Origin of the sequence: Haloimpatiens lingqiaonensis (assembly GCF_901447495.1) — a bacterium.
Taxonomy (GTDB): Bacteria; Bacillota; Clostridia; order Clostridiales; family Clostridiaceae; genus Haloimpatiens; species Haloimpatiens lingqiaonensis.
Window position 1 is genome coordinate 1 of record NZ_CABDWS010000056.1, and the last position, 21,041, is coordinate 21,041.

At 30.8% G+C, this 21,041-nt stretch carries 17 protein-coding genes and 1 pseudogene; 12 read left to right on the plus strand and 6 right to left on the minus strand.

The annotated features are described in order from the left end of the window. The first annotated feature begins 137 nt into the window (after positions 1–137). Positions 138–2,450 carry a methyl-accepting chemotaxis protein gene (locus FGK85_RS10930; RefSeq protein ID WP_171011400.1) on the plus strand — a complete coding sequence of 771 codons (2,313 nt, stop codon included), beginning with the start codon at positions 138–140 and terminating at the stop codon, positions 2,448–2,450. Positions 2,451–2,655: 205 nt separating this feature from the next. On the opposite strand, the gene FGK85_RS10935 is transcribed toward FGK85_RS10930, so the two are convergent. Beyond that, a complete protein-coding gene (locus tag FGK85_RS10935) occupies positions 2,656–3,546 on the minus strand; it encodes a phosphatidylserine decarboxylase (protein WP_138206549.1) in 891 nt (296 codons plus the stop codon). 322 nt (positions 3,547–3,868) lie between these two features. Between FGK85_RS10935 and FGK85_RS10940 the strand changes: the two genes are divergently transcribed. Next, positions 3,869–4,435 (plus strand): TetR/AcrR family transcriptional regulator, encoded by a 567-nt coding sequence (locus FGK85_RS10940; RefSeq protein ID WP_138206551.1) that lies wholly within the window; start codon positions 3,869–3,871, stop codon positions 4,433–4,435. A 118-nt stretch (positions 4,436–4,553) separates the two neighbouring features. Here the strand turns inward: FGK85_RS10940 and FGK85_RS10945 are convergent, their stop codons facing one another. The 3 genes from FGK85_RS10945 to FGK85_RS10955 all read right to left on the minus strand — a co-directional run bounded on the left by FGK85_RS10945 (position 4,554) and on the right by FGK85_RS10955 (position 8,102). Further along, the gene (locus tag FGK85_RS10945; RefSeq protein ID WP_138206553.1) at positions 4,554–6,155 is read right to left on the minus strand and encodes an ABC1 kinase family protein; all 1,602 of its coding nucleotides are present in this window, start codon (positions 6,153–6,155) and stop codon (positions 4,554–4,556) included. 78 nt (positions 6,156–6,233) lie between these two features. Continuing rightward, positions 6,234–6,563, minus strand: coding sequence for a phasin family protein (locus FGK85_RS10950; RefSeq protein ID WP_138206555.1), 330 nt, complete (start codon positions 6,561–6,563; stop codon positions 6,234–6,236). Positions 6,564–6,704: 141 nt separating this feature from the next. Further along, positions 6,705–8,102, minus strand: coding sequence for a pyruvate carboxylase subunit B (locus FGK85_RS10955; RefSeq protein ID WP_479724205.1), 1,398 nt, complete (start codon positions 8,100–8,102; stop codon positions 6,705–6,707). Between the two features lie 562 nt (positions 8,103–8,664). Here FGK85_RS10955 and glmS point away from each other — a divergent pair. Both glmS and FGK85_RS10965 read left to right on the plus strand, forming a co-directional pair. Then, positions 8,665–10,494, plus strand: a complete 1,830-nt coding sequence (glmS, locus tag FGK85_RS10960) for a glutamine--fructose-6-phosphate transaminase (isomerizing) (RefSeq protein WP_138206559.1) — start codon at positions 8,665–8,667, stop codon at positions 10,492–10,494. A 204-nt stretch (positions 10,495–10,698) separates the two neighbouring features. Further along, a complete protein-coding gene (locus FGK85_RS10965) occupies positions 10,699–10,977 on the plus strand; it encodes a hypothetical protein (RefSeq protein ID WP_138206561.1) in 279 nt (92 codons plus the stop codon). A 134-nt stretch (positions 10,978–11,111) separates the two neighbouring features. Here FGK85_RS10965 and FGK85_RS10970 read toward each other — a convergent pair whose 3' ends face one another. Continuing rightward, complete coding sequence (locus FGK85_RS10970; RefSeq protein WP_138206563.1) at positions 11,112–11,576, minus strand: COG2426 family protein; 465 nt, start codon at positions 11,574–11,576, stop codon at positions 11,112–11,114. An 87-nt stretch (positions 11,577–11,663) separates the two neighbouring features. After that, on the minus strand, positions 11,664–13,181 hold the full coding sequence (locus tag FGK85_RS10975) for a DnaD domain-containing protein (protein ID WP_138206565.1): 1,518 nt from the start codon (positions 13,179–13,181) through the stop codon (positions 11,664–11,666). Positions 13,182–13,994: 813 nt separating this feature from the next. Between FGK85_RS10975 and FGK85_RS10980 the strand changes: the two genes are divergently transcribed. The 8 genes and pseudogenes from FGK85_RS10980 to FGK85_RS11015 all read left to right on the plus strand — a co-directional run bounded on the left by FGK85_RS10980 (position 13,995) and on the right by FGK85_RS11015 (position 20,806). Further along, entirely contained in the window at positions 13,995–14,411 is a 417-nt protein-coding gene (locus tag FGK85_RS10980; protein ID WP_138206567.1) for an arsenate reductase ArsC, read from the plus strand. A gap of 175 nt (positions 14,412–14,586) precedes the next feature. Continuing rightward, positions 14,587–15,603 (plus strand): permease, encoded by a 1,017-nt coding sequence (locus FGK85_RS10985; RefSeq protein WP_138206569.1) that lies wholly within the window; start codon positions 14,587–14,589, stop codon positions 15,601–15,603. 27 nt (positions 15,604–15,630) lie between these two features. Continuing rightward, complete coding sequence (locus FGK85_RS10990; protein WP_138206571.1) at positions 15,631–15,858, plus strand: thioredoxin family protein; 228 nt, start codon at positions 15,631–15,633, stop codon at positions 15,856–15,858. Between the two features lie 198 nt (positions 15,859–16,056). After that, positions 16,057–16,353, plus strand: coding sequence for an ArsR/SmtB family transcription factor (locus tag FGK85_RS10995; RefSeq protein ID WP_138206573.1), 297 nt, complete (start codon positions 16,057–16,059; stop codon positions 16,351–16,353). A 226-nt stretch (positions 16,354–16,579) separates the two neighbouring features. Beyond that, the gene (gene aroA / locus FGK85_RS11000; protein WP_138206575.1) at positions 16,580–18,208 is read left to right on the plus strand and encodes a 3-phosphoshikimate 1-carboxyvinyltransferase; all 1,629 of its coding nucleotides are present in this window, start codon (positions 16,580–16,582) and stop codon (positions 18,206–18,208) included. After that, positions 18,186–19,265, plus strand: coding sequence for a chorismate synthase (gene aroC / locus FGK85_RS11005; RefSeq protein ID WP_138206577.1), 1,080 nt, complete (start codon positions 18,186–18,188; stop codon positions 19,263–19,265). Before aroA ends, aroC begins: the two co-directional genes overlap by 23 nt. 4 nt (positions 19,266–19,269) lie before the next feature. Continuing rightward, the gene (locus FGK85_RS11010) at positions 19,270–19,743 is read left to right on the plus strand and encodes an HAD family hydrolase (RefSeq protein ID WP_138206579.1); all 474 of its coding nucleotides are present in this window, start codon (positions 19,270–19,272) and stop codon (positions 19,741–19,743) included. Positions 19,744–20,105: 362 nt separating this feature from the next. Next, positions 20,106–20,806: pseudogene (locus FGK85_RS11015) on the plus strand (GGDEF domain-containing protein). The last annotated feature ends 235 nt before the right edge of the window (positions 20,807–21,041 follow it).

Sequence of the window (21,041 nt, forward strand, 5' to 3'; positions counted from 1 at the left end):
ATATGTTATATATTAGATGGAATATTGATAATAATTATAATATTATACTAAAATATGTGGTAAATTATTATTATAATTATTTTGAATATTATAAATATAGTGTTTTTTATCTTTTTATTAAGGGGGAGATAAGAAAAATGGGGAATAAATTAAAGGATATGTTTTTAGGTAAAAAAAGTATATTTAAGAAAATTAAATTTAAGAAACTTAAAAAAACAAAGCTTTCACATGAAACAGACACTAAAAACCAAGTAAAGAATAAGGAGCAGGTAAATGTTGAAGATGAAGTAATTGTTAAAAATGATGTAAATGTTAAAGAAGGAGTAATACTTTCAAAAAAAGTAGATACTCAGGGGAAAAAGAAAAAAAATAATAAAATAAAAAACTCTAAAGTTAAAAGTTTAAAAGGCACAATATCTATAAGAAAACAAATACCAATACTTATATCTTTAATAGTAATTATATCGATTTTTATTACATATGGAGTTGTATACTATGAAGGTTCTAGGGTACTTATAAAGCAAAGTGAAAATGAAATGATGTCCATAAATAAAAGATCTATAGAAACAATAAATGTAATGTTAGAAAAAAATACGGTAGAGGTGGGAAGCTTAGCAAATTCTCAGGAATTATTTAATATATTACAGTTGAAGTTTGAAAACAAAGGTAATTATGAGGGTTTAATAAATACTATTAATGATCAGTTTTTAAATTATAAGGATAAAAGAACTTACATAGAAGATATATTTTTAGTAGGTGCAGATGGCAAAATATTATCTTCTAGTGAGCAGTCTTTAATTGGTGTGGATTTAAATAAGGAAGATTATAATAATAAAACAATTGGTGGAAATAGTGCAGTAAGTGGCACTATAAAATCTAATAAGTCTGGAAAGCCTATAGTTGTGTTCACTTCACCTATAATAGATCATAAAAATTACGATCAAGTTATAGGATACGTAGGCATGTCTGTTTATGCAGAAAGCTTTTCAGAAAATCTAAAAAATATAAGTGTGGGTGAAACTAAAAATAGCTATGCCTACTTACTAGATGAAAAAGGACTTATAATATATCATCCAGACAGTAAAAAGATGGGTAAAACCTCTGAGGTAGCTATATTCAACAACATAGTAAAGGATATACAGAAAGGCAAAAAGGTAGAGGATGCTACAGAAAAATACACCTATAAGGGTATTAAAAAAATAGGAGCATATAGTGTGATTCCAAATACATCTTGGCTTTTGATATTAAACTCTGAAGAAAGTGAAATAAACAAGCCACTACAAAGAATAACTAGGAATTTAAGTATTATTTGCTTGATTATCATAGGCATATCTATTTTAATAGGAACAATAGCTTCAAAGAAAATTACAGGTCCTATTGCCAAGATGACTGATAATATTAATAAAATAGCTAATTTAGATTTAACACATGAGGATGAGTATAATGAATTAGCGGATAGAAAAGATGAAGTAGGGGTAATAGTTAGATCTATATTTAAGATGAGAAATACATTAAGCGAAGTTGTTTCAGAAATTATAAAGGCTAGTGATAATATAAATGAAAATGCTTATTTGGTAGATGCACTGACAGAAAAGCTAAAGGTACGAGCAGAAGATACTTCGCATCATACAGAAGAAATGTCAGCGTCCATAGAAGAAATGGCAGCTACTTTTGAGGAAATATCAGCTTCCTCAGGAAACATGGGAGAGTCTATTAAGGTTATCTCTAACAAATCACAGGAAGGCTTTAACAAGACTCAGGAGATAGTTGCAGATTCAGAGAAGGTTGTACAGGATTCTTATAAAGCTATAGAAAGCTCCAATGAAGTTTATGCTAAGGTTAAAGTTGAGCTAGAAAGTGCCATAGAAAAATCAAAGGTAGTTAAACGCATAGAGGGATTAGTAAACGGAATAATTGATATAACTAACCAAACCAATTTATTAGCTCTAAATGCTAGTATAGAAGCGGCTAGAGCAGGAGACGCTGGCAGAGGCTTTTCTGTGGTAGCAGATGAGGTTAGAAAATTAGCGGAACAATCGGCAAAAATTGCTTCAGATATTCAAGAAATAGTTAAAGTGGTAAATGCTTCAGTGGATAATCTAACTCTCAGCTCAGATAAAATACTAAAATTTGTGGATAAAGAAATCAAATCTGATTATGAAAAAATTATAGATATGGGAAAACAATATAAAGAAGATGCCAACACATTTGAAAACTTTATGAATCATTTTTCAAGTGAAGCAGAGGGAATTAATACTACTATAAATAGTATAGTAAGTGCTATAGAAGAAGTGAATGAAAATATAAATTCAGAAGCGCAAGATGTGGAAGGTATAGCTATTAAGGTTGTAGAAATCAGCCAAGAATTATCTAATATCAAGGAAAATTCCTTGAAGAATAAATATAGTGCTGAAAAACTTAAAGAAATTACAGCCAAGTTTAAAATATAAAAGTCTTTATAAAAGGTTTTTATAAGAAAAAGCCTTTATAAAAATGGTCCATTGTACTAAGAATAAATACAAAAATGGGGCTGTTGCAATAAGAATATATAATATATAAATTCTTTAATGCAACAGCCCTTGTAATTTTATCTTACGAAGTTAGTGGCTATAAGCTTTTATAGCATAGTATTTCAATTCATAAAAGCTTGTAAATTTATTTTACAAAGGTGGTTCCTATTGGTTCCCCAAGAATTACAGAACACTCATATCCTAGCTGGGTTTGTTTTAATATATCCTGGTGAATTTTCACAGAATTCTTTTGGAAAAAAATAATTACTGTAGAACCGCCAAATTTAAAAAGTCCCTTTTCATCACCTTTTTTCACATCATTATTTGGGGTATAAGTTTGTATTATTGAGCCCACACAAGTAGCGCCTACTTCTATATAAAGCACTTCATTGAAGTTTTTAGAGCTTAAAATACTCCACTCTCTTTTGTTTTGGCAAAATAGCTTTTTCACATTTTTAAGAGCTATTGGATTTACAGAATAATAGTGACCAGTTATCTTTTGAGTAGGAGAGCATTTTCCCTCATCTACAAAGTGAAATCTGTGATAATCTGTAGGACAAAGTCTGAATATAAGACAGCAGCCGTCCGTATAGTTTTCAGCTATATTTTTATTGCCTATTAATTCCTGGAGTGAGTAAGTAATTCCCTTAACTTGTATTAAGCTGTCTATATCTACATGATCATAGGCCAAAACTTTTCCGTCACAAGGAGAAATAAGTATATTGTTTTCCAAGGAAATATTTCTAGCATCCTTATTTAGTTCTCTAATAAAAAAATCATTAAAGTTTCTAAAATCATGTCTTTTAAATTCTTTTGTATCTATACTAAATTCCCTAATAAAACCAGGTATTTTTCTTTTACTTAAAGAACAGTCACAGTAATGGCCATAAAGCTTGGAGAAAACCTTCTTTTTTAGTACTGCCTCTAGAAACTTCATGCCCATAGGTGATGAATAGGTCCAGTTTAAGTATTTTTCTCCTGCCACCTTCTCAGTTTTGTAGCATTTATTTTTTCTATCAAAAAATTTAATTTCCATATATATACCTCTCATCTAGTGAAAATATTACATAAGTTTCCTAACTTAATTCAATATAAGGTATTATAACATATATAATAATATTCATTCTAGGTTATTATAGTATCTGCAAATTTTATAGTTTTATTTTGCAACTGTAAAATTTGAATTAGATTAAAACAATTGCACCTCCCAAAAATAAGCGGTTAAAATATACAGAAAATTTCGCCTAATTATAAAATAAAGATATTTTAGGCTTTTTAATAAGTATACTAAATAGTATAATATATCTTGGACGAATTTAAAGAAAAGACACAGCGATAATTTAAATGGAGTGATATAAGTGAATAAAACTAAAAGAGCAATTTTTCAAGCTGCAGTAAAAATATTTTCAAAATATGGGTACGAAGGAGCTACCATGGATGGAATAGCGGCTAATGCAGGGGTAGCTAAGGGTACTTTATACTATCATTTTAAAAGCAAGCAGGAGATATTTGAGTATATAATAACTAAAGGTATAAATATGATAAGAGAAGAAGTAGAAGAAGCAGTTAATGCAGAGAAAACATACATATCTAGGTTAAGGGAATTATGTAGAATACAATTAAATACTATATATAAAAATGGTGATTTTTTCAAAGTTATAATGAGTCAGTTATGGGGACAACATATAACAAATTTACAATTAAGGGATGCCATAGGGAATTATATAGAGTTTATAGAGAAAAATTTAAAAGAAGCCATGGAAAGTGGGGAAGTTAGAAAAGGAGAGTCTAAGTTTATGGCTTATACATTTTTTGGAGTTTTGTGTTCCGCGGCGGTTTATGAGCTTATAAACAAGGACATAAAGGATGTGGATGAGGTTATAGATAATCTAATAACCTATACCATTGAAGGCATAGGAGCTTAAAGATATAGCTAAATGTAAAATAGCCACTTGTGCTGTCAATTGTAAACTAGACATGCAACAGTGGTTTTTGGTACAATTCCATGAAATTTTATTAAAATGTAGAATGTAAATATACATTCTACATTTTTCCAGATCGTATAATAGATATTAAAAGCCAAAAGCCCATTATGGCTGCTATAAAGAAGCCAAAGACGCCTATAATGGACATATTGTACATTTTAGGGCCGGTATTTGAACTAAGTACAAAGGATGAGCCTATTATCATGGAGGATATAACCAGAGCAAAGGTGATTCTATTGACCATTTTATTAAGCTCATTTACAGAGCTTTCAAGGTCTTTAACTTCTAGTTTAACCTTAGCCCTTCCAGTTAAGACACTATCTATAAGTTCAATGCCCTTTGAAGGCAATCTTTTAATGCTTTTAAAGAATTTATAAGAGCCTATAACCAATTCATCAAAATCTAAATCCTTTAAAAAAGTGAACTTATTATAGGATTTAACAAAAGGAATGGCTACGTCCATTATTTTAATTTCCGGGGCAATTTCAGCCACTACCCCTTCTATTATCACCATACCCCTCATTAATAAAGTTAAATCCTTAGGTAATTGAATATTATTTTGTTTGCAGGCATCAAATATTTCTTGAAGCATAATAGATATTTTTATATTTTGCAAAGAAGTATTTAGATAGCTGGCAAAAATATAATCAATATCCTCGTAAAGCTTATTTCTATCTATATAGCCTTTCTTTATGCCTATGGCAAAAACCACAGATATCATTTTATCTATATCGTTATAGGCCACAGCTAGTATTATGTCATTTAAACTTTCCTTTAAGGAGGGTTGAATTTCTCCCATTATGCCAAAATCGATAAAACATATTTTACCCTCTTTTATAATTAAATTGCCAGGATGAGGGTCTCCATGGAAGAAGCCATCATTAAAAACCTGCTTAAAGTAACATAAGGCTAATTTCTTGCCAATGTCCTTTAAATCATAGCCATTAGAGCGTAAAATATCAATATTATTTATCTTAAAACCATCTATTTTTTCCATGGTGAGAACTTTTTTTCCACACAATTCATATACTACATAAGGAGCATAAGCACATTTAACACTTTCATTAAGGATTTTGAATTTCTTTATGTTTTCCCTTTCAAAGTTAAAATCTAGCTCTGTTTTTGTAGCGTCTATTAACTCGTCAACAGCTTCTTTGGGATCTATTAAAGCATCAGAAAATCTAGCTTTTGTTAGGGAAAAAATTTTAGAAAGTATAGATAAATCCAAATGCATTTTCTCGTATATATCTGGTCTTTGAATTTTAACTATAACTTCTTCACCAGTTTTTAATGTAGCTTCATGAACTTGAGCTATGGATGCAGAAGCTAAAGGACTTCTATTGAATTTTAAAAATACTTCGTCTATGTTTTTGTTAAATTCCTTATAAAAGACATTATTTATATCATAAAAAGATTCTTCTATTACGTTATCCTGAAGCTTTACCAGCTCTTCTATATAATTTGCAGGAAGAATATCTGGTCTTGTGCTTAATATTTGACCTATTTTTATAAAGGTAGGCCCTAACTCCTCAAAAGCTGTTCTTAAATTTACAGGAGCATTAGCTGACTTATTTATTTTAGAATCTATTATGTAACCAAAACCATGTTTTGTTAATACTCTTATGATTTCTCTAAATCTGCGCACTGATTTTCTAACCATTTTTTAATCCTCTGCCTTAAATAAATTTTTATAAAAGAAAAGCCCGTAAGATTTTTAGGCTTCGGGCTTTTAAATGCATTATTGATTGTTTGTTAAAGAGTCCAATTTTTCTTGAAGCTTAGATATTTCTAACTTTAAATCATCCACTTCATCTTTAGAAACAAAATTCATTTCTTTTAATAAACTAGCCATATCTTCCTTTGTTAATGGCTTATTTTCAACGTTTTCTTTTACATTTTCAGTAGTGTTTTTTATATTTCTTTTTAGTTCCTCAGATAATTCTTTGCCTTCTTCTACAGTTAACTTACCTTTTTCAACTAAATCATTAACCATTTTAGAGGCTTTTTCGTAAGTATATGCTGCGGAACCAATGCCAGCAAGAAATATGTTTTTTATTTCATTTTTCATAATTATAACCTCCCTAAGTATATTATTTCAAAACCCTATGAGAATATTATACTCCAATGTATTTTAAAATAATATAGTATAAAAGTTAAATAATTATTAAATTGCCTAAAATAGCCTTAATAGGTCTGGAATAACGTTTAACTAAACAACTTGAGAGTTTGTTTCTTTTCTAATATATTCTACATCAGGATTACTTTTTTTATATTCTAAAAATTCCTTTGTAACTTGTGGGAATGATAGATAAGACAATATGTCTTCTTCTCTAGTAGAAAGATCCTTTATTTCTTCTTTAGCCTTGTCAAAAGCAGGCTCTAAAGTGTCAGCAAATCTTCCTTCTATAGGCTGTTCATCCCCTAAAGCTTTTTTCATAACATCAGAATTTATTTCTCCTGGAGCTTTTCCATATTCACCTTTGCAGTAAGCTTTAACTTCCTTTAATATCATTTTATATCTTTCGCCAGTTAACACGTTAACTGTAGCTTGTGTACCAACCATTTGGCTCATAGGAGTTACAAGTGGTGGATAGCCCAAATCCTTTCTAACTGCTGGAACTTCTGCTAAAACAGCATCTAGCTTATCAAGTGAATTTTGAGCTTTTAATTGAGATATCATATTTGAAAGCATACCACCAGGAATTTGGTTAACCAATCCCTCTGGTCTTGGAGTTAAAACCTTAGGATCTAGTGTACCATTTTTTATAAATTCTTCTCTTACAGGTTTAAAGAAATTATTTATCTTAGTTAATTTATCCTTATTGAGACCGGTTTCAAAGCCAGCAGACTGTAAAGCGTAGTGTAATGACTCTGTAGGAGGCTGAGCTGTTCCACCTGCTAAGGATGATATAGCGCAGTCTATTCCATCAACTCCAGCTTCACAAGCTTTATAATAAGCCATTTCAGCAATACCATTAGTGCAGTGAGAGTGTAGGAATACTGGAATTTTAACAGTTTCTTTAATGCCTTTAACTAAATCATAAGCTATATTAGGCATTATAAGTCCTGCCATATCCTTTATACAAATAGAGTCAGCACCCATGTTTTCTAATTGCTTAGCTAAATTTGTGTAGTTTTCTATGTCATGAATAGGGCTTACAGTATAAACTATAGTTCCTTGAGCATGAGCACCTTGTTTTTTAGTTTCATCCATGGCAACTTCTATGTTTCTGTAGTCATTAAGGGCATCAAAGATTCTTATGATGTCCATGCCATAGTAAACAGCCATTTTTATAAATTTCCTAACCACATCATCAGGATAATGTTTGTATCCCAATATATTTTGTCCTCTTAAAAGCATTTGAAGAGGAGTTTTTGTTGCTACGGATTTTATTTTCTTTAGCCTTTCCCAAGGGTCTTCTTTTAAATATCTTAAACAGGAATCAAAAGTTGCTCCACCCCAGCACTCTAATGAATAATATCCTGCATCGTCTAAATCTCTTAAGATAGGTGCAAATTGATCAAATGACATTCTTGTAGCTATTAAAGATTGGTTTGCATCCCTTAAGACAGTTTCTGTTATGTTTATCCTTTTCAATAAAATCACCCCTAACAAAAAAATTAACCTAATTATATTTTAGCATAAAAAAGGCAAAAAATCATTCACTACATGCAACAAAAAAGTTATTTTTCAGAAAGGTTTGCAAATTAAAATTCTAATGTGCTACATTTGAAAATAAAGGAATCACAAACGTTTACTTTATTAATGTGCAAATTTTTTGTAAAAAAACACAAATTTTAATTGAACATTTATATATAAATGAATATAATTATATGGATAACATAAGGCTTTTAAATATTGAAATAGGAGGAAAGAAAGTTAAAGCGCCAGAATTTAGGGGACACTAGGAAAATTAAAATTTGGAGTAAATAAAGGAAACTCGGACTAAGGTCCGAGTAAGTTCCACTAACCAAATTTAAAATTTGGAGTGTCACTTAAGTTGACGAGGACAGGGAGTATCGAGAGTTCGGCGGATGCCCTGCGGTACACACTACCGAGAGCCATTTATAAAACTAGAAAGTGATTTCTAGCACAAGATAAATGGCAGTGTAAAGGCCTTATTCTATTTTTAAAAATACAAATGGAATAAGAAAGGCGGAATTTAATAATGTGCGGAATAGTAGGATATTTAGGTAAAAAACAGGCAACTACTGTATTAGTTGATGGATTAAGTAAGTTGGAGTACAGAGGATATGATTCAGCAGGAGTTGCAGTAATAACTGAAGATGGAAGTATAGATGTAACTAAGTGTAAGGGAAGACTTGCAAACTTAGAAGGAAAATTAGAAGTGACTCCAGTACACGGAAATATAGGTATAGGACATACAAGATGGGCAACTCACGGAGAGCCATCTGATGTAAATTCACACCCACACTCTAATGCAAATGGAACTATAAGCGTTGTTCACAACGGTATAATAGAAAACTATATTCAGTTAAGAGAATGGTTAACTGAGGAAGGATATAGTTTTAAATCAGAAACAGACACAGAAGTTATACCAAACCTTGTAGATTACTACTACAATGGAGATTTAGTAGAAGCTGTAATGAATGCTGTTAAAAAATTAGAAGGAAGCTATGCAATAGGTGTAGTTTGTTCTAATGAGCCAGGAAAATTAGTGGCAGTTAGAAAAGATAGTCCACTTATAGTAGGTCTTGGAGATGGAGAATACTTCATAGCATCAGATATACCAGCAGTATTAAACTACACAAGAGATATTTATCTTTTAGAGGACAAAGAGTTTGTAGTAATGGATGAAAGCGGAGTTACTTTATTAGACTTAGAAGGAAACAAGGTAGAAAAAGAAGTATACCACGTAACTTGGGATGCAGATGCTGCTGAAAAAGGTGGATATGAGCATTTCATGGCTAAAGAAATCCATGAGCAACCAAAGGTTATAAAGGACACAATGACTTCAAGAATTATTAAAAATGAAAAAATAAGACTTGATGATATAACTATAACAAAAGAGCAAATAAAGAACATAGATAAAATATATATAGTAGCTTGCGGAACAGCTTATCACGCTGGCTTAATAGGAAAAAATGCTATAGAAAAATTAGCTAGAATACCAGTAGAAGTGGAAGTAGCTTCAGAATTTAGATATAGAGATCCTATTATAAATGAAAAAACATTAATGATAGTTGTAAGCCAATCAGGTGAAACAGCAGACACTCTTGCAGCTTTAAGAGAAGCTAAGAGACAAAATGCTAGAGTAATAGCAGTTACAAACGTAGTAGGAAGTTCAATTTCAAGAGAAGCTGACGATGTATTATATACATGGGCAGGACCAGAAATTGCCGTAGCATCTACTAAAGCTTATGTAACTCAGCTTATAGCAATGTATATAATAGCTTTATTCTTTGCAGAAAACAAAGGAACTTTATCAAATGAAGAAATAGAAGCTATAAAAGAGGAAATGCTTCTTCTTCCAGAAAAAGCAGAAAAACTTCTACAAAATGAAGAAGATATAAAAGCTTTTGCAGAAGAAAACCACATGCATAAAGACATGTTCTTCCTTGGAAGAGGTCTTGACTACGCAGTGGCTATGGAAGGTTCTTTAAAGCTTAAGGAAATATCTTATATACATTCAGAAGCATATGCAGCTGGAGAGCTTAAGCATGGCCCTATAGCTCTTATAGAGGATGGTACAGTAGTTATAGCTTTAGCAACTCAAGAAAGCTTATTTGAAAAAATGGTAAGTAATATAAAAGAAGTTAAAACAAGAGGCGCCAATGTTCTTGCTTTTGCTATGGAAGGTCACACTGAAATAGAAAAGACTGTGGATACAGCAAAATATATCCCAAGAACTATAGAGCTTTTAGCACCAGTGCTTTCAGTTATACCACTACAACTTCTTTCATACTACACATCTATAGCTAAGGGCTGCGACGTAGATAAACCAAGAAACTTAGCTAAGTCTGTAACAGTGGAATAGGGAAAAGTTCATAGAAAATAAAGGAATAAATGTGATAATAAAACTTTGAATACAATTTGTGTGAAAAGATTAATGAAGCACGAAGGTTTTACAGAGAAAATACTGTAGCCTTTGTGCTTTTTTTAAAGAATAAAACATAAGTATATTGAAAAAAAAACCATTTATGTTATAATTAAGCCAAAAGTTATTTTGGGAGGAAGCCGAATGAATGCTCCATTTATGTCTCTAATAATATTATTATTAAGTACAATACTATGCGTATTGGTAAACAAAGGTAAAAGGCTTAAATTAATTTTCACTATTGATTTTATAACTATATTATCTTTATTAGTTTTATTTATTATGTTTTGGCTTAATCTAAATAATGTTAATGAACCTAAATTTGTGACATTTTGGTCATGCACCTTGATTGTAGCTTTAATAATAAATATACTAATAAAACTAAAGATATCCATAAACTTCATTAAGCAATTAAAAGATTAAATAATACTGTACAGTTAATTAGGTACTAATAAATATAAAAACACATAGATAAAGTACACATCAAACCATACTTTAATCTATGTGTTTTTTACAATAATATATTTTTTAACAGAGGTTTGTTTAGAAATTCTAAATTAAAATATACTAAACACACCTACACTAGCAGCGCCCATTATAATGCCTGCTAATAATACTCCAGCCATAACAGCTAAAACGCTGGTTTTAAAATCCATATCTAGAAAACTAGCCGCTAAAGTACCTGTCCAAGCGCCAGTTCCAGGAAGTGGTATTCCTACAAATAGCAATAGACCGATAAATAAGCCTTTATTACCTGCTGTTTCTTTTAATTTTTTTCCTGCTTTTTCACCCTTTGCTAGGCACCATGTGAAGAAATTACCAATAACAGGTTTGTCGGCTCCCCATACAAGCACCTTTCTTGCAAATAGATATATAAAAGGCACTGGTAACATATTGCCAATAATTGCAATGATATAAGATTGAAGTAAGGGTAACTGATAAAGTTGAGAATATGGTATAGCACCACGTAATTCCACGATTGGAACCATAGACATAAAAAATACTATTGCATACTTAGTCATTATCAAAATCCACCTTTTCTTTAAGTATAATTAGATAATCAATTTTAAAAATAATATATCATAAATAACAAATAATCACAAATCATATTATTGGTCGCTATTCTCGAATTCAGGAATTTCCACATAATCATAGGCAGATACATTTGGAATGCAGTAGTAGTTTCCATTGAAGTCCCTGTAATTTCCGTCATTGCAGTCAGTAGAGTTGCTGCTGTAATCCTGGTAATTATTGCTGCTATAATTTTCGTGATTATCAGGGGTGTAATCTTGATGATTATCAGCATTGAAACCTTGATGATTGTTAGCGTTGTAGCCTTGATAATTAATATTGCCATAACCTTTGTGATTACCAGTAAAATCTCCAGAAGAGTAATCTTTAAAGTTTTTACCTCTGCTTTGCTTTTCATTCCATTCCCTTTGGTAATTTTCTACTTGGGCCTTGGATTTAATTCCTAGAGAAAGCCAGTTGTTTAGTATGCAATTAATATAGCTCATGCTTCTTGCGTTGTGATTTACAGCCTCTAGTATGGCTATTTCCATGGCTTCCGGCTCTATATCCTTTGACCAATCATAAAGTTTTACATATTCTAAAGGGGTTATGGGATGAATGTTGCTGCTAAACAGTTTTATAAGGCTTTTAAATGCAGGGTCCAAGGTCTCGAAGGCGCTGCTAGACTCTAAAGGTATAAGAGGATCTTGGGCTTCGGCAGTATGTTCAGTAGCATCTGAATAGTTTAAGGATGCATCGGTTGAGGTATCTAGGGTATTTAAAGCAGTGCTTGTATTATTTATGGTGTTTGAAATGCTTGATTTTGTAGCATCAAATATGCTTGAATCATTACTTACAGTACTATTTTTTATAACATCCTCAGTGTTTAAATCATTCATTGAAGTATTATTTTCCATAGTTGCAGTGTTTGAATTATTATTTAAAAATCTACTTGTATTGTTTATAGTGCTTGCGGCATTTTTAGTCTTTGCAATGTTTGAGATAATGTTTCTACAATTTATAGTGTTAGAAGTGTCTATAATATTGTTTTCAGTATTTATAGTTTTGGAATTGGTGCTTGAAATGTTGGATTTTGTAGCATCGAGTATACTTGTAGTATTTATAGTGCTTTTGGAATTTATGGTCTTTGAAGTGTTTGATATATTATTTATAGTCTTTGCAGCGTTGCTTACAGAATTCAGTTTTATACCTTGAAATAGCTTGTCTAAAGGGTACTCCTCATCTGCACAAATATTATAGAATTTTTGTAGAAAGTCCTTACTTACCACTTTTTTAAGTTCGCCATTTAAGCTTTTTATATTGTTTGGGCTGTTTATAAAGTTTTCCCTTATCCAGTTTGTTATCATAATTTCCTTTGAGCCTTCAGAGTATTCTATGTAACCACACTCAGTGAGTCTATTTAAAAGATTGTCCACTTCACCTTCATTAAAGCCAGTTTCAAAGCCCATGGTTTTCTTGGATATTTGATAAATGCCGCATTGATTGGTATTAGGGTTGGTCATTGTGTAAATATAAAAATACCTTTCCTCAGGGGTTAGGTCTACTACAAAAGCATCTCTCCAAAAGTTTATATAAAACATTCTAAATACTGCCATGATTATCCCTCCAAATTTATCATCCTTTAATCACAAAGAAGCAATTATAGCTTTAGCACCGTCTTTTGCAACATCACTAGTGCTTAAACCGTTGTTTATGTATAGCAAAAATAAACAGAGCTCTTAGCTTCAGATGGATTTTTCTCCAGCTGAAGGTTAGTCATCGGATAAATTTACTTCTTTAATAACTAAATATGCATTTGGTTATTTTATTCCACTTTTTAATAAGCTTTTAATAAACTTTTTGAGGAATATTTTAATAAACCTTTTGAGAAAAATATTTGGAAAGTTTTTAGCAACAGCAAAAAAGTATTTATGGAGGGATCTATTATTTTTTATTATGCTGATGATTATTTTTTATTAATTATATTTTTTATTATTTGTATTAATCTTATTTTTTCTTTTTATTATCATTATTATTATTATCATTATTATTTTAATGGGATTGAAGGGGCTTGGAAGGGGGTGTAGAGGGGATGAAATAAGAGTTAGTAGGCAACTGCAAAGGGGGACGGTTAACAATTACCCTATACAAGGTAAGAAGTAGTAGTGAAGAGGTAAGGGGTACTAAGTAATTATAAAAAACTCTTAGAGTTTTATCCTTAACTCTTACTTTTTACTTCGTAGCTAGTACATATTATTTAACTGCAAATTTTTTATTTTATAACTGCGAAAGTTGAATTATTTACATAAATACAATATAAATTAATGTGGTAAAATAATAGTAACATTATGGTTATTCACGTTTTTATATTAATAAACTTCACAGAAATAATAAATGGTTAGAAGAGATATAAAGGGAGATGAATTATTATGAAACCAAAAGTAGCTTTTATATGTGTTCACAATTCTTGCAGGTCTCAAATGGCAGAGGCATTAGGAAAGCTATTTGCGTCTGATGTTTTTCAATCGTATTCTGCAGGTACAGAAACAAAACCACAGATTAATCAAGATGCTGTAAGAATAATAAAAAAACTATACGAAATAGATATGAATGAAACTCAATTTTCAAAACTACTTACGGACATACCACCAGTGGACATTGCTATAAAAATGGGGTGTAATGTTGTGTGTCCATTTTTGCCAGCAAAGCATACAGAGGATTGGGGATTAGAAGATCCAACAGGTAAGAGTGATGAAGAGTTCATTAAAACAGCAAAAATTATTGAAGAAAAAATTAAGGATTTAGCAAATAAAATTAAAAATCATGAAATAAATCAGTTGCTATAGTATTATGTTGACAGATACCAAATTTAGAAGTATTATAACTATATAAGTATTTCATTATATAGTTATACAGTTATATAATAAAATATGTAATTTAAATAAAAATTAAAAACTCTATATGAGTAGGTCTAAAAATATTATAAGGAGCATGTTTTTATGCTAAAAAGGAGGTTTTTTCATGGGAATAATAGGTCAAATATTTAGTTTTCTTAACGCTCAACTTTTGAAAATGACTTGGCTTTATGAACTTGTAAGATTGCTTGTGGAGAAGGTATTTGGATTGTCAATTAAGGAAAGACTAGGTGGCAGCATACACTTTTTTATATATGATACCATAAAAATTTTCATACTGCTTTCGGTTTTAATATTTATAATTTCCTATATCCAAAGTTATTTTCCACCAGAGAGAACAAAGAAAATATTGGGTAATATCAAAGGAATCAAGGGAAATATATTAGGAGCACTTTTAGGAACTATAACTCCATTTTGTAGCTGCTCTAGTATACCTATATTTATAGGCTTTACATCAGCAGGACTTCCACTTGGAATAACTTTTTCATTTTTAATATCTTCACCATTAGTGGATTTAGGTTCACTTATGATACTTATGTCATTCTTTGGGGCTAAAATAGCCATAGCATATGTAGTGGTGGGATTAGTACTTGCAGTAGTTGGTGGAACACTCATTGATAAATTAGGGATGGAAAAGTATGTAGAAGGTTATGTTAAAGAAATAGAAAATGTAGATGCTGAAGTAGTTGAATTAAACCGCAAAGAAAGAATATCTTATTCTAAAGGGCAAGTTTTAGATATAATTCATAAAGTTTGGTTATATGTTTTCATTGGGGTAGGTATTGGAGCTGCCATCCACAACTGGATACCTCAATCTGTAATAGAAAATGTAGTGGGAAGTAAGAACCCATTTGCAGTAATACTTGCAACAGTGGTTGGAATTCCAATGTATGCAGATATATTTGGAACCATTCCAATAGCAGAAGCGTTGTTTGCCAAAGGCGTAGGTATAGGAACTATATTGTCCTTTATGATGGCAGTAACGGCTCTTTCTCTACCATCAATGGTTATGCTTAGCAAAGTTGTAAAACGCAAATTATTGTATGTGTTTGTAGCAATAGTTGCTATGGGAATAATAATAATAGGATATTCATTTAATTTATATTCATATGTTTTTATGTAAACAAATTATATTAAAGGTGGGAAAAATATGATAATTAAGGTTTTAGGTTCAGGATGTTGTAATTGCAAAAATTTAGAAGAAAATACAAGAAAGGCAGTGGAACAGTTAGGAATTCATGCAACGATTGAAAAAGTAACAGATATTAAGGAAATAATGTCTTATGGAGTAATGAAAACTCCTGCTCTTGTAGTAGATGGAAAGGTAAAAATAATGGGAAGAGTTCCTTCAGCGGAAGAAATAAAAAAATATTTATAATTTCAAAGGGGTCTATAAAGGCTCCTTTTGTTAATATTTATTTGTAACAAAATCTATGTTGAAATGATATAGTAAGTAGCCTATACTAAATACAAAATATAAAATTTAGTTTTATGTTGATTTTGCAAGGATTTTAACGGAGAAGCCCTCACTTCAGCGTAAGCAAGTGGAGGAGAGTTCACTAGGGAGGTAACAAATTTGAATTTTGATGATTTTACAATAAATGTGCTTAAAGCTATGGCACATCCAGTTAGATATAAAATAATAAAATTTCTTTATGAAGGACCTAAATGTGTTTGCAAATTAAATGAAGAATTTGATTTTAGCCAAGCAAATCTTTCACAGCATCTTAGAATTTTAAAGGATGCGGGAATATTAAAAAGTGAAAAGGTTGGGCTGGAGACACATTATAGTTTATATAATGAAGATATAAAGGACATATTACAAAGTGTGGAGAAATACGTTGAAAAACTTTTAAATAATGCAACTAAGTAAAGAAATTGCATAATTCCTTTTAAAATAAAATCTTATGAATATATGGTATAGACTCAATTGTCGAAATACGATATATTGTGACTATATTTTAAATTTATTAATTATGCAAATATCTCAAGTAGTAAATGTTGCATTGAAAAACGATATTTGTATTAGATAAAGTAGATTTTAAAAATTATGTATTGAGGCCTAGGTAGTAAATAATGAGTTGGTAAAGGATGATGTTATGTCTAGTGTTAAAATTATCCCTAAAAAGTTAAAAGGAACTATAGAAATCCCGCCTTCTAAAAGCCTAGCACATAGAGCTATAATAGCTGCAGGGCTTGCAGATGGGGAGAGCATTATAGAGAACATAGAGTATTCCAAAGACATACTTGCCACCATAGAAGGAATGAAGAATTTTGGAGTTAAGATAGAAGAGATAAATAATGAATTTGAAACCAAAAATGCAAATAATAAAGTGAATAAAGAGAAGATAAATAATAAAAATGAAGTGGAAAAGATAGATAATAAAGTTGAATTAAAAGAAACAAATAATAAAAATGAAGTTCAATATGTAAATAGCGATGTTGAAAAGGAAAATATAAGCAACAAGGCTTCAATGGAATATATAAATGATGTGAGAAAAGTAACTTTAAAAATAAAAGGAACTGGCAATATAAAAATACAAAATGAAATTGTAGATTGTATAGAGTCTGGGTCTACTCTTAGATTTTTAATACCAATAGCTTTGCTTCAAGGGGAAGATGAAGTTACCTTTGTTGGCAGAGGGAAACTTCCAGAAAGACCTTTAGATGAGTACTACAGTATTTTTAATAAGCAAACTATTTTTTATGAAAACAATAATGGAAAGCTGCCATTAAGTATAAAGGGAAGACTAAGATCTGGAGAGTTTTATGTTAAAGGAAATATAAGTTCTCAGTTTATTACAGGTTTAATGTTTGCACTTCCACTGTTAGATGGAGATTCAAAAATAATTATAACATCTAATTTAGAATCCAAGCCTTATGTGGATTTGACCATAGATATGTTAAAAAAGTTTGGGATAGAAATAGATAATAAAGGATACAAGGAATTTTATATAAAGGGAAATCAAAGGTATAAAAATAGAAAATACAAGGTAGAAGGTGACTTTTCTCAAGCTGCTTTTTGGCTTATAGGAGGCCTACTGGGAGAAGACATTAAATGTGAAAATTTAGATATAAATTCTCTTCAGGGAGATAAGAAAATACTCAACATTATAAGAAAGATGGGCGGGAATTTAACTATAAATGAAAGCTTTATTCAGTCCACTTTAAAATTAATTAATAAAAAAAATGGAATTTTTAATGATGAAACAGATTTAAAATTAATTAATGAAAAAAACAAAACTTTTAATGATGAAACAGATTTTATTAGAAATAAGTTTTCAAAATTAATCAAAGAAACATTTGAAGATACTTTACAAAGGGATACCATGATTATAGATGTAGCCCAAATTCCAGATTTAGTACCTATTTTAGCAGTGGCTGGCACCGCAGGATATGGAGTTACAAAAATTATAAATGCCCAAAGAGTTAGAATAAAGGAATGCGACAGATTGCATGCTATAGCTTGTGAATTAAATAAAATTGGAGGGGACATTCAAGAGCTTCAGGATGGCTTGATTATAAATGGAGTTGGTAAATTAAAAGGTGGAGAAGTTGAGAGCTGGAACGATCACAGAATAGCTATGGCTTTAGGCATAGCATCTGCCCTTTGTCATGAGCCTTTAATAATAAAAAATAGTGAAGTTGTGGGAAAATCCTATCCAGATTTTTGGGGGGATTTTAAAAAATTAGGTGGTGATGTACTTGAGTGGAATGTGGGGAAATAAAATAAAGTATTCTATATTTGGAGAATCCCATGGAGAGGGCATTGGCATGGTTATAGATGGATTGGAGCCGGGTATAGAATTGGATTTAGACTTTATAGAAGGTGAAATGGCAAGGAGAGCTCCGGGCAAAGATAAGCTTTCTACCACAAGAAAAGAAGGAGATAATTTTAAAATATTAAGTGGATTTTTTAAGGGGAAAACCACAGGCACCCCTTTCTGTGTATTTATAGAAAATACCAATAAAAAGAGTGGCGACTATGATAAAATTAAAGAAACAATAAGGCCTTCTCATGGTGATTACACGGGAAAAATAAGATATAATGGTTTTAATGATTACAGAGGGGGAGGACATTTTTCTGGAAGACTAACGGCACCGCTGGTTTTTGCAGGAGCAATAGCAAAGCAGATTCTCAAAAGGCAAAACATAATAATAGGCAGTCACATAAAAAGCATAAAAAATATTCAAGATGACTATTTTAATGAGGATAATTTAAAAGAATCAACCATAGAAAGTCTTTTAGCTCAAGATTTTCCCCTAATAGATATAAATAAAAAAGAAATAATGGAAGAAGAAATATTAAAGGCTAGAGAGGAAAAAGATTCTCTAGGTGGAGTAATAGAATGTGCTATTTTAAATGTTAAGCCTGGAGTTGGTGAGCCTTTTTTTAACTCTGTGGAAAGTACCCTATCACAGCTTTTATTTTCAATTCCTGCTATAAAGGGAGTTGAATTTGGATTGGGTTTTGAAATTACTAAGCTAAAGGGCTCAGAGGCAAATGACGAGTTTTATGTAGAAGAAGATACTATTAAAACTTACAGCAATAATAATGGTGGCATACTTGGAGGAATAACAAACGGCATGCCAATTGTATTTAGGGTAGCAGTGAAGCCAACCCCATCCATAGGCAAGCCTCAAAGAACAGTGGATATTTCTAAAATGGAAAACACCCTTTTAGAGATAGAAGGAAGACACGACCCATGTATTGTTAAAAGAGCTGTACCAGTAATAGAAGCTGCAGCGGCCATGGCTATACTAGAATTGATAAAAGAGGGGTAAAACTATGATCCAATTAGACATACCAGGATATAAAAAACTAGAAATTAAAAATATAGTATTTGATTTTAATGGAACTATAGCAAAAGATGGAGTTTTAGTAGAGGGAATAAGGGAAAGAATTCAAGCCTTGAAGGATTTAGGATTAGATATATATGTATTAACGGCTGATACTAACGGTTCTGTGGCACAGCAGTGCAAGGATCTTCCAGTGAATATAGAGATTTTTCCAAAGGGAGATGCACTGGAGGAAAAAAAGAACGTAGTTGAAAGATTAGGAGCAGATAACACTATAGCTGTAGCCAATGGCAGAAACGACCTGGAAATGTTTAAAAGCAGCGCATTATCCATTGCCATACTTGGCAGTGAGGGATGTTATTCAAAAACATTACTAGAGGCAGACATAGTAGTGAATAGTTCAGTAGATGCAGCAGAGCTTTTATTGAAGCAAAATAGAATTATAGCTACATTGAGAATATAAAGGGAGCTACTAAATCTTTATAATATAATTTAGTAGAAGGTATATAATTTAAAGGGGTTAATGGAAATTTATTTAATTAAAAATTGGAAATATTTAAGAAATGCCATATAATATTAGATATTTACAAGAAATAAAAATGGAGGAGTATAGTTGTGGGGAATATTGATAATAAGGATTTTATTAATGCAGTAGAAAATATAAAGGACAGGCTTGCTGTAATTAAAAATTTATATGATGTTTTAAGAATAGTAGATCCTAAGGGAAAAAAGACCTTATACGTAGAGGGAGAAAAAGAAGTTCCAAAAGAAGAAAATTGCTATGATTTTTGGAGAGGTGGAAAGTGTTGTGAAAACTGTATTTCTATGAGGGCGTATAATGAAGAGGAGACGTTTTTTAAAGTTGAATATAATAAAGAAAAGGTATTTTTAATAACTGCAGCCCCAGTAATTGTAAACTCTAAAAAATATGTTATTGAAATATTAAAAGATATAACGGAAAAAGGTTTTTTCTCAGAAGATAGAGAAAAGGGCATAACAAAATTTAAAAATATAATAAGAGATATAAATGAGCTGGCTATAAAGGATGAATTAACAGGAATATATAATAGAAGATATATAAATGAGAGAATGCCTGTGGATGTGAGTAATAATATATTAGAAAATAAGCCCATATCAATAATAATGGCTGACATCGATTTTTTTAAGAATATTAATGACACCTATGGTCATTTAATAGGTGACAAGGTGATTAGAGATGTAGCTAATATTATAAATAAAAATATAAGGAATAGCAGCGATTGGTTGGCCAGGTATGGAGGAGAAGAATTTTTAATTGTATTGAGCAATACTACAGGAGAAGGAGCTTACACAGTAGCTGAAAAGATAAGAACAATTATAGAAAAAAAGAGTTTGTATATGATTCTGTGAAATTTAAAATCACAGTAAGCTTTGGGGTACATACTATAGATAAAGAAAAAAGCGGCATTGAAAATTTTATTGAACAAGCAGATAAAAATTTATATGAAGCTAAAAATAGTGGAAGAAATAAAACTATTTTAGGGTAAGAGAGTAGTCCTTGGGGTTACTCTTTTTATTTTAAATAAATACTGAAATTATGGTTTTTACTGTGAGTTTTCTATGCATTCATAAATTATTAAAAAACATTTGTTATAACTTAACTTCTTTAATTTAAGAAGTTGAAATACCAATTGTAGATTCAAATTCCTTGGCAGGAATATAGTTACAGTGTTTCACACTATATTGGTCCTATAAATAACTTGAAAATTTTTCTAAGAAGCT

Bases quoted from the DNA above. Each gene is read 5' to 3' on its own strand.
- FGK85_RS10930 (WP_171011400.1), top strand. From the start codon at position 138: ATGGGGAATAAATTAAAGGATATGTTTTTAGGTAAAAAAAGTATATTT.
- FGK85_RS10935 (WP_138206549.1), bottom strand. From the start codon at position 3,546: ATGGAAATTAAATTTTTTGATAGAAAAAATAAATGCTACAAAACTGAG.
- FGK85_RS10945 (WP_138206553.1), bottom strand. From the start codon at position 6,155: ATGGTTAGAAAATCAGTGCGCAGATTTAGAGAAATCATAAGAGTATTA.
- FGK85_RS10950 (WP_138206555.1), bottom strand. From the start codon at position 6,563: ATGAAAAATGAAATAAAAAACATATTTCTTGCTGGCATTGGTTCCGCA.
- glmS (WP_138206559.1), top strand. From the start codon at position 8,665: ATGTGCGGAATAGTAGGATATTTAGGTAAAAAACAGGCAACTACTGTA.
- FGK85_RS10965 (WP_138206561.1), top strand. From the start codon at position 10,699: ATGAATGCTCCATTTATGTCTCTAATAATATTATTATTAAGTACAATA.
- FGK85_RS10970 (WP_138206563.1), bottom strand. From the start codon at position 11,576: ATGACTAAGTATGCAATAGTATTTTTTATGTCTATGGTTCCAATCGTG.
- FGK85_RS10975 (WP_138206565.1), bottom strand. From the start codon at position 13,181: ATGGCAGTATTTAGAATGTTTTATATAAACTTTTGGAGAGATGCTTTT.
- FGK85_RS10980 (WP_138206567.1), top strand. From the start codon at position 13,995: ATGAAACCAAAAGTAGCTTTTATATGTGTTCACAATTCTTGCAGGTCT.
- FGK85_RS10985 (WP_138206569.1), top strand. From the start codon at position 14,587: ATGGGAATAATAGGTCAAATATTTAGTTTTCTTAACGCTCAACTTTTG.
- FGK85_RS10990 (WP_138206571.1), top strand. From the start codon at position 15,631: ATGATAATTAAGGTTTTAGGTTCAGGATGTTGTAATTGCAAAAATTTA.
- aroA (WP_138206575.1), top strand. From the start codon at position 16,580: ATGTCTAGTGTTAAAATTATCCCTAAAAAGTTAAAAGGAACTATAGAA.
- FGK85_RS11010 (WP_138206579.1), top strand. From the start codon at position 19,270: ATGATCCAATTAGACATACCAGGATATAAAAAACTAGAAATTAAAAAT.